Annotated in this window: 11 protein-coding genes; 2 read left to right on the forward strand and 9 right to left on the reverse strand. The window is 54.9% G+C overall.

Annotated elements, in window-relative coordinates:
• Nucleotides 1-1,196: 1,196 nt before the first annotated feature.
• The gene (locus tag V5735_RS23680; protein ID WP_423747549.1) at nt 1,197-2,171 is read right to left on the reverse strand and encodes an aldo/keto reductase; all 975 of its coding nucleotides are present in this window, start codon (nt 2,169-2,171) and stop codon (nt 1,197-1,199) included.
• Nucleotides 2,172-2,310: 139 nt separating this feature from the next.
• Nucleotides 2,311-2,955, reverse strand: a complete 645-nt coding sequence (locus V5735_RS23685; protein WP_423747550.1) for a helix-turn-helix domain-containing protein — start codon at nt 2,953-2,955, stop codon at nt 2,311-2,313.
• Nucleotides 2,956-3,153: 198 nt separating this feature from the next.
• On the opposite strand from V5735_RS23685, the gene V5735_RS23690 reads away from it, so the two are divergent.
• Complete coding sequence (locus V5735_RS23690; protein ID WP_423747551.1) at nt 3,154-3,912, forward strand: class I SAM-dependent methyltransferase; 759 nt, start codon at nt 3,154-3,156, stop codon at nt 3,910-3,912.
• A 464-nt stretch (nt 3,913-4,376) separates the two neighbouring features.
• Here V5735_RS23690 and V5735_RS23695 read toward each other — a convergent pair whose 3' ends face one another.
• The 6 genes from V5735_RS23695 to V5735_RS23720 form a co-directional block, all read right to left on the reverse strand.
• On the reverse strand, nt 4,377-4,781 hold the full coding sequence (locus tag V5735_RS23695) for a DUF1801 domain-containing protein (RefSeq protein WP_423747552.1): 405 nt from the start codon (nt 4,779-4,781) through the stop codon (nt 4,377-4,379).
• A 438-nt stretch (nt 4,782-5,219) separates the two neighbouring features.
• Nucleotides 5,220-5,864: a dihydrofolate reductase family protein gene (locus tag V5735_RS23700; RefSeq protein WP_423747553.1), complete on the reverse strand. Its 645-nt coding sequence runs from the start codon at nt 5,862-5,864 to the stop codon at nt 5,220-5,222.
• A gap of 1 nt (nt 5,865) precedes the next feature.
• Complete coding sequence (locus V5735_RS23705; RefSeq protein WP_423747554.1) at nt 5,866-6,015, reverse strand: hypothetical protein; 150 nt, start codon at nt 6,013-6,015, stop codon at nt 5,866-5,868.
• Nucleotides 6,016-6,880: 865 nt separating this feature from the next.
• Nucleotides 6,881-7,243, reverse strand: coding sequence for a pyridoxamine 5'-phosphate oxidase family protein (locus tag V5735_RS23710; protein WP_423747555.1), 363 nt, complete (start codon nt 7,241-7,243; stop codon nt 6,881-6,883).
• 293 nt (nt 7,244-7,536) lie between these two features.
• Entirely contained in the window at nt 7,537-10,641 is a 3,105-nt protein-coding gene (locus V5735_RS23715) for a nitric-oxide reductase large subunit (RefSeq protein WP_423747556.1), read from the reverse strand.
• Nucleotides 10,642-11,068: 427 nt separating this feature from the next.
• Nucleotides 11,069-11,257, reverse strand: a complete 189-nt coding sequence (locus V5735_RS23720; RefSeq protein ID WP_423747557.1) for a DUF1214 domain-containing protein — start codon at nt 11,255-11,257, stop codon at nt 11,069-11,071.
• 372 nt (nt 11,258-11,629) lie between these two features.
• Here V5735_RS23720 and V5735_RS23725 point away from each other — a divergent pair, with 372 nt between their 5' ends.
• Complete coding sequence (locus V5735_RS23725) at nt 11,630-12,505, forward strand: DUF502 domain-containing protein (protein ID WP_423747558.1); 876 nt, start codon at nt 11,630-11,632, stop codon at nt 12,503-12,505.
• A 178-nt stretch (nt 12,506-12,683) separates the two neighbouring features.
• Here V5735_RS23725 and V5735_RS23730 read toward each other — a convergent pair whose 3' ends face one another.
• Nucleotides 12,684-14,195 carry a hypothetical protein gene (locus tag V5735_RS23730; RefSeq protein WP_423747559.1) on the reverse strand — a complete coding sequence of 504 codons (1,512 nt, stop codon included), beginning with the start codon at nt 14,193-14,195 and terminating at the stop codon, nt 12,684-12,686.
• Nucleotides 14,196-14,535 lie beyond the last annotated feature (340 nt).

The raw sequence follows: 14,535 nt of genomic DNA on the forward strand, positions 1-14,535 counted from the left end.
TGAGTGGCCGTCGCCCAACCTGGAGAGCGTGCTGTCGGCCAGATTCCTCGGCCTGAAGTATATGGTAGGTTGGTAGATATCCGGTTGAAGCGTACGCTCGCTGTCGACCAGAAAATTCGTCCGGGGTCATAATGCTCACCAGTACAAGTGTGCCACCCGTCTCCGCGACGTACCTTCCTGCTTCGCAGACGAGCCGGTGGTCGATTGTAGCTCCTGTGAGGTGAACTAACGCATTTTGCGAATGCTCGTCTGTCTTGGGACTTTCGTCAGTATTGTTTACTGATTGATCGCTGTTGATACTGTGCGGCCCATTTTGGTCGGGGGGCGTGAACTTCCCCCAGTAGTCATTCGCGAGCCTCCAATCGAGGTCTGCAACGAGGTCTCCCCTGGATTCAAAATTGATTATCGAATGATGATTAGTGCTAATTCTCATTGGTACTCTAACACCGGAGAGAAACTTGCCAGCACTGCCGAACAGTTCTGGTAGCAGTGCGTGAAACTAGAAGCGGACCTCCTCCGAACTCCCGAATACAGTGAATTCAAACCAATTCGCCAACATGACGCGATCTGCGACGAAATGATTCTCACCTCGTCAGTAGGTCGTTCAGCAAGCTGGATATCAACAGGTGAATCGATGAAAGAAGAACTTTTGCAGCTCTCGGTGGAGCTCCGGCATCCCAAATGTTGGACGTCAGAACTCGCGGTGGAGACAGGCGCAGTAGTGCTTGGTCACGGTGGCGTCACAGTCGGCCAAACCGCGTATGAACACTGTACAGTACACGGTGACGACACGAAACAAGTCGCCATCGCTGTCGAAACCGCAAGCGTCGGATCGAATCGACTCCGTTCGTAAGGAGACGGTCGCGACTCGCCGGGCTTCGTCCGGTATCCACGCGATTGGAACTACCCGCAAGACATGTTTTTCGAGTATGACGTTCCCTGTTGTATCGAACCAACGTTCCGCTCGTGGGGATTCGTTCTCGATGACGATGCCCGTATGGAGGGCAAAAGGGAGTCCTGGCACTTCCTCATCCGAACCGGTCAGGAGACACTGAATCGAATGCTTGGCGACATTCGTATCGAGCACGATGCCGAGCTTACCGTTTTTACAATACCGGCTCGGCTATGGTCAATTCGACGGTCGAAGATGTGAGCTTTTAGCAGCATTGCATATATGGTTTTTATCGGAGATTGAATCAAGCGCTTCGTTGTGCCCACTTGTCGAACCCGTAGTTTTCGATCCCATTCAATCGACGACACTCCTCGTCAGTGAACATTACATCAGAGGCGGCAAGATTCATTTCTAGCTGCTTGAGGGTACTACAACCGAGAATGGGAACCGTTGGGTGGTCACGTTCAAGCATCCAGGCGAGGACGATTGTGTTGCCGTTTACATCATGCCGATCAGCAAGTTCCTCGACAAGAGCCATCTTAAGTCGATTTTCCGATCGAACATAGGTGTCGGGAATCGAACGATCGTCTCGACCATAGCAACCGCCCAGTGTCGGCGAATACGGCAGTACAGTTAGGTCGGCTGTGACACAGTAGTCTGCCAATTCATCCGTCATCGGCAATTGGACGGCGGCATCGAAGCTCGGATTGCGCTCGGGAATCAAGTAGGAAAACCGAGGCTGGACGAACTCAAACCGGGGCCAGTTACGCTCTTCGGCGATGCAATTCGCACGCGCGATTCGCCAGGCTGGCATGTTACTCGCGCCAATATAACGGACGTTCCCAACATCGACCTGCTCGGCTAACGTACGCATCACGTCGACCTGTGGCGTCTCTGGATCGTCGACGTGGACGTACAACAGGTCGATCGTCTCGATTCCGAGTCGTTCGCGACTTCGGTCGACTTCCTCGTGGATTACTTCGGGCTCGAGACTTCGGGGAACGTTCCCGTATTCAAACCCGACCTTTGTCGCGATTATCACCTCATCACGAATCCCTCGCTCTGTGATCCACTCTCCGAGTAATGGTTCACTCTCGGGTTCTTCGTGTCCCTCGACCCAGGTAGCGTACACGTTAGCAGTATCGATGACTCGCCCCCCAGCGTCGTAGTATCGATCTAGCAGTTCAAATGATGTTTCTCGGTTGAGACGACTCCCAAAATACATCGCCCCTAGACAAAGTTCACTTATCGATTCACCCGTCTTCCCGAGTTGTTTCATCTTCATATTCTCGAGTTGCTCAAAGGCTGTAGTAGTGCATGAGTGCGGTGCCGAACAATTCTGGTAGCAGAGGTTCACTCAACGCACGGGTGACATCCGATGCCAATGGCGAAGACAGTTGGAGTATGTCGAGAGGAGTTCACAGCACCGCTTGAGAGAGAATCCGAGCCTCGATCTTCTGAAGGTGTTCGCCCACTGTCGCAACACTGAGGTCTATTTCGTCGGCGATTTCTCTGAGACCTACCTGCCGCGGCACATCGTAGTACCCCAGGTCGATCGCTAGTTTCAACAGTTCTCGCTGGCGCTCCGTCAGCAGCGACGCGAGTTGGCGCATATCTGAATGATACTCGCCGATCCCTTCGAGGGTAACCTGAACCCCTTCGGGGATTTCTCTGATAACCTCTCGTATCTTCTCATCGTCTCCAATCCAGGTAATTCGAAGCGCACCCCGAGTAGTGTATTCCATCGGCCAGTCCACAACGACCTCGTGCCGTCGGAAAAGACTGAGGAGTTCGGTCATAAGCGCATCCGCCTGAAAATGGAGATAGACAAGCCCGTCCGCTGCCTCGGACCGCTCTATTGATAGCACCTCCGGGTCCTCCTCCAGTGCTTTTGCACTCTCTTCGAGGTCGCCACGGAGTTGGTAGAGTGCTACGCCAGTTCCATCATCCAAGAGGGTAATGTAGTGAATTGCTTCACCTTCTACCACCGAATCAGTAGCGTCTTCTCCGCTAGAGCAGTTCTCATCATCGATCTTGGAAATGACGACGGTTATATATTTCATACACCCAGACCAATTTTTGTGTCCATTTCGATTAGAGTCTCTATAGTAAGACAATCAGTCGAGTAACGAGTTGATTGTGCTGCGTCTGTTGCAGATAGTGGTACATTGGGGGAGGTGTACGCGCCATACATATTTAAACCCACCATAGCTGTACGGCGCTATTCGCATGATGATGTAAGGCGTTCATATCATCACCTCATGCCAGACATACAAGCCGAAAGCGGCACCACAAACCGGACGGGGACGAAACCACCAAATCCTTGTCATCCAGTCGCTGCCGGTCTCACTGAGCGCTTTGACTTTGCCAAGCATTGCCGGTATCTCACACGCGATCTTCAGGGGGCGATACTAGACCTCGGCACTGGGAACGGTGCAATGATCCCGGACCTGCGTACGGCGGTTCAGGATGGGCCACCCCACGAATTGCACGGAATCGAACCTGATTCCAACGGGCTGAGGCAGGCGAAGCGGACAGCCAGCAAGCATGATTTGGACATGAATCTACAATTAGGACGGGCCGAATCCCTTCCCTATGCAGACGACACATTCGATGTGGTTCTCGCCTGCGCGGTCTTCTGTACGCTACAGAACCCTTCTCGAGCCCTTGAGGAAGTTCACCGAGTCGTGAAGACGGATGGGGAATTTCGCTTTCTCGAACACGTCCGGTCTGACGGTCTGCGCGGTTACATCCAGGATTTGATAACACCGCTCTGGAAGCGGATTGACAACGGCTGCCACCTCGACCGTCGCACAGACGACTGGATTGCAGCAGGTCCGTTCACACTGGACGAAATCGAAACGCTAAGTTTCAGCGTAAGCCCTGTTCGGCCATTTGTGCGCGGAACTGCCACACCTGTAGGCTATACCGAAACTGATCACCGGGTCGAAAACAAAGAATCTGCCTCTTCGTCCCTAGCGAACTCCTCAGGTGATGATCGTTCTCTAGAGGTGTACTGAAACATGAACGTGAAGGCGATTGCATTAGCGACTTTTGGCGCAATCGTAGGGGTTCTCGGAGTGTTATGGCTGATTCAAGGCCTCGGAATCGTCGAGATCGGTCCCGTCTTGTGTGTAGCCGACTGTGAGCCAATTACTGGAGGTTCAGCGCAGTGGACCGTCATCGGCATGATAGCCCTAATTCTGGGATCCACCATTGTCCGGGCGGGACTGAGACGTGCGAGGCTATGATGGCCCCCACTGGAATCCTTACGACAATCGCCAGGAACGAACCTCTGGCAGTGGGACTGAAGAAGCGATTGTACCGCGGCAGACGCATGCCTTGAAGGCCTCCCAATGCCGATGCCGCCCGACAGGACACACGTTCCGTAGACAACGGCCCGGCACTCGAAACGTTCGGGAGATGACGGACCAGTCCCCCATACCCCGAAGCGCACTGAGGACCAAGGCGTGAAATCCGCTTTTTAAGATCTGTTCAGGGCCACCGCTGAGCGGACGAGGGACTTGAAGGCCTCTTCGTCGATCTCGTCACCCTCGTGAATATTGATGGCGCGACTGACTGTGGCGTCGAGGCTGGCATTGAAGAGACCGGCCGGATCCTCGAGGGAAGCACCCTTTGCGAAGGTCAGTTTTACCTTGCTCTTGTATGTCTCGCCAGTACAGATATTCCCGTCGTGAACCCACACCGGAACCCCATGTGGATTCGATGGCTTTCTCCATTTCACCTCCTCGACCACATCGGGGTCGGTCTCCTTGATGAGGCCACGAATCCGGGAAAGCGTCTCCCCTCGCCAGTCGGACAACTCCTCGATTCTCGTGTCGATCAGCTTGGAGGGAGATTCATCGTTCTCCGAGGTTTCACCTGGCATGATTGCTCTCCAGGGGTCTTGCGGCGTCTCTGGTGAACCGGGAGGCTGAACATCTGAGTTGTGTACCAAGACGTATCTTGCCCAGCGACGCGTGCTTCGCCGCCGACCGGGTAAGCACCCGGGTGCGAAGCGACGTATCGTTCAGTTCTCGGACCGTCTCACGCCCGGTACGCTCGCCCGTGGCGGTCACCAGTACCGTTGAAGTGGTTCGATTTTCCATACGACTCACACCGATTCAGGAGACGAACGGGGTTACGAACGTCGCCGAACAGTTTCGGTGACTTATGTCCTGACGGATGAACAGCGTCGACCCCGGCCAACTGGTCCGTGATGTCCTGACCCATTTTCTCATCCCAGTAGTTGACCGACCCGACGTGCTCAAAGCCGCTATTACGGTCGCTGGTTGTCGTTGGTCTTCTTCCTTTTTCACTCGTCGAGTCAGTGTATGACTCGAAACCGAAGGTGCGTCACGTCGGATGACTCTACCACCCTCGTTCGTTCCAGTTCGATAGGCTCGCCGATGAGGTGCTCGAACAGTCGGATGCCGTCCCCGAACAGCACGGGCACGAGTTGAAGCTGTATCTCGTCGACGAGTCCCGCCTCGACGTATTGACGGACGACGTCCGCACCGCCCGAGATCCGGACATCACGGTCGCCAGCCGCCGCCTCGGCCCGCTCCAGGGCCGTTTCGATCCCATCGGTGACGAAGTGGAACGTCGTCCCGCCGTCCATCTCGAGTGGTTCGCGAGGGTGATGCGTGAGCACGAATACCGGACCGTGGAAGGGTGGATTCTCGCCCCAGTACCCCTCAAACGGGTCGTCTCCCCAGGGACCATCGCCGTTGTCGAACATCCGCCGGCCCATCACGTGGGCGCCGATCCGCTCGATGGACTCGGACACGATCTCGTTGTCCCGGTTAGTCTTCCCACCGTCGAGTCCCTGCATCTCGCGCCAGGCCGCGAGGTCGAACACCCACTCGTGGAGTCGCTCGCCGCCATCGCCCAAGGGGGATTCCTGACTGTCGTCCGGTCCGGCGATGTACCCATCGAGCGACATCGACATTTCGACGAATACAGCAACCATCTTACAACCACCCCCCGTTCGTCAGGTACTCGGTCAGCCGGTCAAGGGTCTGCTCCGCTCCCTCGTCGGCTCCGTAGTCGAGGGTCGCGTCAAGGGCCGCAGTAGATGTGAATCCGGTCTCCAGTACCGTTGATGTGGTTCGTTTTTCCATACGACTCACAGCAACTCAGGAGACGAACGAGGTTACGCATGCCGCCGAACAGTTTCGGTAATTTTTCTCCATCCGACGGACGAGTAGCGTCGACCCCGTCGGCCGATTCTTAGGACTCAATCAAGTTGTCGAATCCCGGCACACAGGAGAACGTGTATGCCCTTGGCCACCACTCGCCGAAGGTCAGCGAACGGTCCCAGAGAAAACCCTCATCTTAATCGTCTGAAGGCGCCCACCGCCCCCGCCACAGTGTGTCCATTCACTCGATGCAATGAGCCATTCCAATTCTTTTCCCGACGATTCTTTCTTGACCGCACTCGAAAGTACGCCGGATCCCGCTATCGACGTAGAAGCGAAGACTCGGTCGTTTACCTTATTAGGGAGTGCACACACGCACCCCCTCCTTCACGAGTTCGCGTTCAGTGCCGAACCGTGCCGATTCAACGAACTCCAAGATCGACTCGATGTCCCGACGACGCTCACCGACCAACTTCAGGAGGTGACAGACGCCGACTTCCTGCGACGACGGTCCTACGACGAGATTCCCCGCGAATCGAGTACACTGCGACCGAGAAAACGACCCACCTCGAGCCACTATTCGAATTTCTCCGCGCGTGGGAAGTCTATCACGGCCACGACTAATCGGCTCGGAGGCGTCCGAATCGACCGAATCCAGTCGCGCTGTAATATCGCTTTGCGCCATTCTTCAGGGTTGAATAGCCTAACCGGGAACACCTCATTTGTACTACCTATGAAAATAAGCCACGCATCGATTCCATCCTCCGAGGTTGTGATAGTTGAGATTGCGTTGTTCCAATGCATATAATATATATGCTCCGTGACATTCGCTGGCTATGCGATTGCATCAGAAGATCTCATACGAAACTGTACCAATCTCTATCCGGAGAAGGTCGTTAGGCGGATTGTCACCTAAATGGTCCCGGTAGAAGGAGTCCCATTTCTCTTGGTCCGAGCCGAGATACTGAGGATAGATACGACGAGCAGCAGCATTGATTTGATCGACATCCTCAACCACGGTTGCAGTTCCCAGAAACGTTGCAGTCCACTCAGAGTTTCCTTCCGTATCGTATTGAATCGAAATCGCAACGCGAGGATTCTGCCGTACATTTTCCAGCCTCCGTCCATTCGTTAGAATTTCTATGACCTCATCATCGTAGACATACCAGACTGGCACAACATGTGGTCGAACTCGCGCTTGATCGAGCACGAAACCCGCGTGAAGACCAGCAGGACGAACATTTCGACGAGATAATGGCTAACGTCGTCGATCGATATGGAACTGATGCTGTCCGAGCCGTTATTCAGCGCGTCCTCGTCGAGCACTATCCATTTCGGACAGCCACGGTTGACTTCGATATTCTGTGACCGATGTGACATCACGTCTGTTGCGGATTCGAATATCGTTGAACCATCTGGCATCGATTACAAGAAGTTGCGATGATTCAGGGGATTTCGAGTAAGCCCTTATTTTTTAAGTACATCCCCATGTATCGACTCCAATCAAGCCGGTGGACCCGTCGTTCCTTCGTTCCATTCTAATGGTGCCTTTCGTGCGGCGTACAGGTGACGGACAGCGCCAGCGGTGAACGTGAGGGCTCCGAGAATCATCGGCGTATCCCCGAACGACCGTGCCCACAACAGCGTCTGGATGTGTGGCTGCTCGTAGAACTCGAGACTCCGTGCGGCGGCATAGCCATCCGTGTAGACTGCCCGGAGTTGAGCGAATCCGACCGGGAGCAACGATGCGACGACCATGATAGTGAGCCCGACGTTCATGAACCAGAACGAGACCCGGAACCACGTGGGATCCCACACCGCCTCGGGCGTCACAACACGCAGGATGTAGGTCCCGAGTCCAAGCGCAAGCAGACCGAACGCGCCGAACGTTGCCCCGTGGGCGTGGGCGACAGAGAGATAGGTGCCATGTTCATAGTAATTGATCACCGGTAAGTTGACGAAGAACCCGAGCACGCCGCCACCGACGAAGTTCCAGATACTACTGCCGAGGATGAACAGCAACGGAATGGTATACGGAAATTCCTCGTCCTGAGATTTTAGCGACCGATATTCGCCGATGCTACGATACAGAACGAACACGAGCGGGACGAACTCGAGCGTGGAGAACGTCGTCCCAAGCGGCACCCAGAAATCAGGCAGGCCAACCCACCAGTAGTGGTGCGAGACGCCGACGATACCCGCCGCCATGATCGCAAATACCTCAAAGAGGATTGCTTTCTCTGCCTCCTCTTTCTCTAAGAGCTCCATCGATACGAGGGCGACGGAGATGATGGCGACCACGAAGAACTCGAAGACGCCTTCGACCCACATATGGACGACCCACCAGCGCCAGAATTCTGTCACCGCCATGTTCGTCTCCGGTGTATAGAGCATGCTCGCACCGAACAGCAATCCGATCGAACCACCCGCGTATACCAAAAAGTGTCCGAGTCCAGCGAGCGGTTCGTCCATCTGTCGAACACTCCGAAGTACTAGTCCCGTCCATCCAGCGAGTCCACCAAGCAAGAGTAGCTTCCAGAGTCGGCCCACCTCGAGATACTCGAGGCCTTCAGAGCCGAGCCACCACCAGAGCCTGCTCTCTTCAGGCGAACCGAATGTGCCCTGTATTCCGAACCAGACCCCCGCGAACGCACCAGCGGTCGCGATTACGAGTAATCCAAGGAGCACCGATGCGCCCGCCGCTTGCCAGGGCGGGTCGTGATCGCTGAACAGCCCCGGGAGGAAGAGTCCCCCTGCAAGCCACAGGGTCGTTATCCACAGGATTGCGAGGTTGAGATGCCACGTTCGAACCGTCGTGAATGGCAGTAGCGAAACGAGATCGATCCCGAGCATCTCTTCGACCCGGAAAAAGCCCGTCCGTTCAACATAATAGTGAGCGAGCAGCGCTCCGGTAAGTACCTGCACGGCGAACAGCGCCCCGGCAACAGGGACGTACCACGCCGCAGCATACTGCGTAGGAGTGATCGACACCGAGTCAGGCGATGGAACGTCGATAACGTCGGTCGTCGGTTCGGCGAAGTCAAGCGAATGATACGCCCATACCCCCAAACCACCACCAAAAATAAGCAAGAGGACGCTGATCGTGCTCCAGACCAACACCTGCCCGGTCGGCCGGTTCCCGACCGCGGGTTCATACGGCCAGTCGTTCGTGTATGAGTGGGTCGAGTCTGGTCGGTTAGTGTGGGCAAACCATGCCGTCCAAACGGCGAAGTCGGCGATGCGCTCGGCCTGTTCGGGCGTCTCAATGAATCCTGTCGGAATCCCCCGGTCAGGGTCGCCTTCGTGGTACCGCTCGATGTACTGTTCACGAATTCGACGGTGCGCATACACTTCAGCGGCCGAATACTGGATGGTCGATCCATCTGGAGCATCGGCATCGAGTTCTCGTTTGACGCGTTCCTCGATGGCGACCTGTTCGTCCTCATCGAGTGCCTCGATGGAGTCTCCTCCCTGTTCTTGTGCATAGTACTCCTGCATGAACTCGGCCTTGAGGTACAGAGCATCAGCTGTGAGGTCGACTCCGAAATACGATCCGTTGCCGAGGATTGACCCCTGATTCATCAGTCCATTGGCCTGGAACAGCTTCTTTCCCAGCCGGACCTGTTCGCCGGTGGTGACGATGTTTCCGTTTGGGTCCTGAATCTCATCGGGAATTGGCGGCGCATGCCGATAGGACTTCCACGCTCCCAGACCCATTCCGACAAGATTGGCGATGAACAGTGCGACGAGCACTATCGAACTAGTCCGCTTCGAGTTGGGTATCTCGAAGTCTACATCCTCTTCGCGGATGGATCGTACGATTTCCGGGAAAGCATCGGCGAGTCCCGTGTCGGGAGGTCCGTCCACCTCTCTATGCGTGGAAAGCAGATGAGAGGCCAGTTTGACCAGGATGCTTTCGAAACCGGGATTGATTCGTTTGTTGTCATATAGCATAGCCATCGCAGCAACTGCTGCGGTCGTCCGCGGAGCATGCCGCTGCTCCGTGTTTACGTCGGTCGTCCGTGTTTCTTCTACCAATCGCGGTAGGTCCTCAACAAGTAGCTGTTCTACTTGCTGAGCCGTGTCCACGGCATCCCGCTCGAGGAAGTCGTCGAGAGAATGGACCCGACCCTGAGTATCGTCAATCAAGAACTGGGACAGCACCTCCGTCAGGGGACTATCGATTGGCCGATCGACACCTGCCTTCGAATCCCCCGAGAGTTCGTCAGCGATCCGTGCGAGCGATTGTGTCGTTTCCTCGGTGGTTCTCGCGGTTAATCGGGTTTGGACCACCTCGAGTAGATGGTCGTCAAGGCGGGTTTTCTCTAAATCATATCGACGCAAGAAGTCCTCGAGCGCACGGTCATTCGATAATTCGAACTCGTCACTCGACTCGTACCGTTCTAAAAATCGAGTAACAGTGTTCTCGATCGCATGCCCCGTGCGTTCGTTAGTGAATTGATCGATCAGCGTAGTGAGCTCGGCGGCTGCTTCTGTCCTGGTGCCGAATTTATCCTTCAAATAGGTAGTTGTCTGTTGCCGTAGTGACGATGCTTGTTCGTGGTCAGGAATCGATATTTTATGCGAGAGGCGTTTTTTGATGGACATGTTTCATAGTATTTATTGATTTACTATTTTCCACATGCACTACTATGGAGCACCACGTAAGCGTGTGGGTTGGATACAATTGTCACAACGCTCGATTCAAACGATTTTCGACCACGTTGATGAACTCGAAGCCTATCGCACAGGGGCGGCGAAAGCACGTGCTTAGAACCGATAGAAACTCGGTGGTCTCGAAGACACGACCGAGTTCTTAGAAGCGGACGTCGACGACCTCACCGACGCGGAAGAGAAGAATAGTCGTGTGCGAGCGTCGGTGTCGCGTATTTTGAGATCGGAGACCTGCTTCATTCGCGCGTTCTATTCAGTAGTAGCTGATCGAACTACAAGAACTCAGCTAAGACTGGACTACCGAATACAGAGGAAATATGCAGCAGACCGACTGTCTGGTTGGAGATGAAGTGAAAAGTCGTCACTCCCCCGCGGTGACGACTTCGGGCACGTCATATGACCCGTCGACCAGCGACCAGTAGGGTCCATAGAATCGAGCCGCAAAGCGCATGCCCCCTTCGGGGGCTGACAGCCAGTTTCGCACCTTCTCGGGGTCGTCCGGTTTCTCATGCTGCACGTAGATGGCCAGTTCGTTGTTTTCGGTGTGCAACAGTCCTCACCATCATCTTTCAATACCTGTGTGGATGTTACACCACTCGGATCCGTTACCCGATAGAAATTAGATACTTCGTCGCGAAACTGAAGCGTGGTTTGCAGACGTTCGTACTATGCACCTAAATCGTCGGCGGAGAGACATCGAAGACAGTCGGGTCTTCTCCGACAGCGAGTTCGTCTCCATCCTGAATTGTATCGGAATCGATGGATTCGGAATTCGTTCCTAAATTCCGTTCTCTCCCTAATACGTAGGAGAAGCCAAACGGATTGTAGCCTGTTCATTACACCTCTTTCGGCCTAAACGCTTTCAAGGGTCGCTATTGCTATAAGGGTATGATATTCGTTTCAGAGCCGAGGGGTGCTTTCCATGAATAAGAACGTAACACACCACAACGCCAAGGAGATCATCCGCCGATCACTCATCAGTGGCGCCGCTATTGCGATTCCTCTCATCGTTACAGTTGTCGTCCTTGGATTTGTGCTCAACTTCATCTCGAACACTCTGAACCCGGTCGTGTTTATCGTGAAAAGCGTCCCCGGAGTCTCGCCGGGGACAAATGAGTTGCTCGTGAAGCTCATCACGATCGGACTGCTCGGTGGGTCTCTCTTTATGTTGGGATTCGTCGCCGAATACCGCTCGGGATATGGTCGCGTTGGTGTGCAATTCGACCATTTCATGTCGTCGGTTCCGGGCATCGGCTCGGTATACACGAGCTTCAATGAGATGAGCGAACTGCTTCTTGATTCAGATTCAGAGAGCTTCAAAGAAGTCAAGCTCGTCGAATATCCTACGGATGGATCGTACGCCGTCGCATTCAAAACCGCGGACACGGCTACCACCGTCAAACAGTCGATGGATCACACCGAGATGGAAACGTTGTTTTTACCGATGGCTCCAAATCCCGTCATGGGTGGGTTCGTTATACATGTCCGAAAAGATCGCGTCTTCGATGTCGAGATGACCGTTGAAGAAGGAATCCGATCGATCGTCACCAGTGGCGTTGTACTCGGCGAAAAACGAACACACGCTCTTTCGTCAGACCGGCTGCAGGAACTTAGCCAGAATGTCTCATCAGATGTGACTAAACCGTCTCCAGTTATGCAACAGGACGAAACCAAACGTGTCGCGTATTATGAAGCATCAATGTCTCCAGAAAACAGAGAGACACCGACTGATTTGGTCGACCATGCCGAGAATACAGGGGACAACTTCTCAACACGGACCGGGTACTCGACAGAATAAGAGAGGTGAACTACCCCGCCCTACTCGCTTCACTGCGTTGCTTCTTGAGGATAAAGCCTTAGCGCCCGTAAGAACTAATCGAACAGTTAAGCGAACGTTCGGATGTGGATAATATCCTGTTCACTGGTCACAGAATTAGCGGCTGGAACAGCAGAGGGTTTGAAGCGTCAGACAGGGATTACGAGGACCGACAGCCGTCGTCCTGGTCGCCTCCGGTGTCTCCACCGGAATCGCCGCCGGAGTTTCCACCGGAATCGCCGCCGGAATCGCCGCCGGAATCGCCGCCGGAGTCTCCACCGGAATCGCCGCCGGAGTCTCCACCGGAATCGCCGCCGGAATCGCCTCCAGAATCGCCACCGGAATCGCCGCCGGAGTTGCCGTCGTCTTCGTCGCCTCCGTCGTACTCCCAGTTGTTGTTGCTGCCCTCGTATCCGTCCGGGCTGCTGTCGTCGATGCCGTTCTCGATGTGGGAGTCCGTGACCGTGACTCCTTCGGCGTCGCTCGTGATGCGAAGTGCCTCGTTCCCGCTGCGTGCGAGTGCCGAGACGCTTTCTATCATCGTTCCGCTACCGGCCTCCACAAGCGCGTTTTCTTCGGAGACGTAATCGCCTTCGTAGATCACGACGTTGTTCCCCGTGTTCGTCAGCGCCCGTCGACCCGCTTCACCGCCGTGATGGACTTTCAGATTGCGGAACTCGCTATCGTCGCGGTTGTTCTGGATGGCACTCCGGGTACCCTTGGTCGCTGCGTTCCCGGTGACGGTGACGTTTTCGAGGGAAACTGGCTGTTCTCCCCCCTTGATTTTGATAGCCTCCGAACCGCCCGTCTCGTGATCGACGGTCGTTCGCTTGATACTCGTCCGACCTGAGGATTCCTGAATGAAAATTGCATTCGTTGTGCCATCGGTTCGAGCCGTGATAGTGGAGTCGACAATCGTTACGTCGTCCGCATCGCTCGTGACCCAAATTGCGGGGCTATTATCGATGTTCGTCCGTATGTCGACGTTCCGTGCGACGATGTTGGCTCCTCTCTCCACGCGGAGACCCCGCTGGGCGATATCGGTGTTGCTTTGTTCGTCGATGATGATGGTGGCGTCCTCGATGTAGCTGTCTTTGCCACCGATACGGACGTTCGAACTCAGACTGTTCTGGAAGTGACCACCTTCGACCTGGATAGCACCGGACCCGTTGGCGGCGTACAACCCGTTGTCCGGGAAGCTTCCGAGTACACAGTCTCGAAATGTCAGCTTCCCTTTGTTCGCTTCGTTGCAGAGGATACCGGTCGGCCCACGCCACAGGGAATCGCTCGGCGTGTTCCCTTCCCACGCGCCGCCGTCGGGTGCCTTGAATCGTTCGACGAGACCGCTACCGTCCGAGTTGTGCACAACGGCTCGGAGCGGCCCCCACGTTCCACTGTCGTGTTTGCCCTCGATCTCGATATCGCGGATGGTCAACCCGTCGGTTACCTCGGCTTCGATGACGCGGATGCCGGTGTTGTCCGCCGTTTGGTCCACGGTGAACCCCTCGATTCGCAGGTCCGTTCCGGGGTCGTAGTCGACGCCCATTCGGAAGAGTCGGTAGTTATTATCACCGTCATCGTCGAAGTCGTAGTAGTTCGCCGGGACAAGTGTCGCGTCGTTGCCAACCATCCCGAAGTTCGTAAAGCCGGTAAAGCGGAACTGCGAATCCATATAATACTCCCCTTCAGGAAAGTAAAGGAGCGTATTGTCGTCCGCATTGTCTTCGAGTACCGGTGTGATGGATTCGTTCCCACCGTTGTCCGCTCCGGCCTCGGTCACGTCAATGACTTTGTCGTACTGGTCATCGTAATCTGATATGGATGAAGAGGCGGTCCCCATGATTGCAGACGATGCTACGATGGATCCGGTTAGTTTAAGATAGGTTCTACGACTTGCGATACTTCGATTTTGCCTGTCTGACACCATCAAAAGTGCAATCTCACCACCCCATATTAATTATCTGGTGCTTAGTTCTGTTTCTCTCGTGTTTTCTCCGTTTAGAACGTTATGA

Origin of the sequence: Haladaptatus sp. SPP-AMP-3, assembly GCF_049568665.1 — an archaeon.
GTDB lineage: Archaea > Halobacteriota > Halobacteria > Halobacteriales > Haladaptataceae > Haladaptatus > Haladaptatus paucihalophilus.